This is a genomic window from Caldibacillus sp. 210928-DFI.2.18, assembly GCF_020554505.1.
Lineage (GTDB): Bacteria > Bacillota > Bacilli > Bacillales > Caldibacillaceae > Caldifermentibacillus > Caldifermentibacillus hisashii.
Window position 1 is genome coordinate 1 of record NZ_JAJCHL010000209.1, and the last position, 687, is coordinate 687.

Annotated in this window: 2 protein-coding genes; both read left to right on the top strand. The window is 32.6% G+C overall.

What is annotated here, in order from left to right:
- Positions 1 to 197, top strand: a 197-nt coding sequence (tnpB, locus tag LIZ98_RS17595) for an IS66 family insertion sequence element accessory protein TnpB (protein WP_227203178.1), incomplete at its 5' end; no start/stop codon positions are given.
- 90 nt (positions 198 to 287) lie between these two features.
- A partial coding sequence (locus tag LIZ98_RS17600) for a transposase (RefSeq protein ID WP_210766341.1) occupies positions 288 to 687 on the top strand: 400 nt, incomplete at its 3' end.

Sequence of the window (687 nt, forward strand, 5' to 3'; positions counted from 1 at the left end):
ATCGTTATAAATGTTTATATTTTGACGGTGACGGCTTCGCCATGCTTTATAAGCGTTTAGATAATGGAAAACTTCAATGGCCAAGAAACGAAAAGGAAGTACGAAATCTGTCACAACAAGAACTCCGCTGGTTATTAGAAGGATTATCCATTCAGCAGCCAAAAGCTATTCAACCTTCTCAAAAAGGGCAATTTTAAATCTATCAAAAAGTTGATTTAAAGCTGTATTTACTATGCTTAAAATGCTATACTAGAACTATCTTATTTGAATGAATGGTGGTGAATCTTTTGGTTAATGCTTCATCTAATAATCAGAATCAAAACGAGAAATTAATTCGACTTCTTAAAGAACAATTGGCTCATTCTAATCAACAGAATGAAGCATTGTCCAAACAGATTAAATCACTAACTGAGCAAGTTCGCTATTTAACAAAACTTTTATATGGATCGAAAACAGAGAAATCTAAATACAATACACTTGATGGACAAATATCATTATTTGACGATGACCCGTCTTTTAATGATTCTGAGCACACAGAAGAACAAAGCCAACAGACGATTTCTTATACTGTTGTACGCAAAGTTCAAAATAAAAAACGAAATGATTCATTACATGAAAATGTTGAAGTAAAGGCCATTCATTATCATCCGGAAAATACGATTTGTGATTGTTGTCAATGCCAAATGA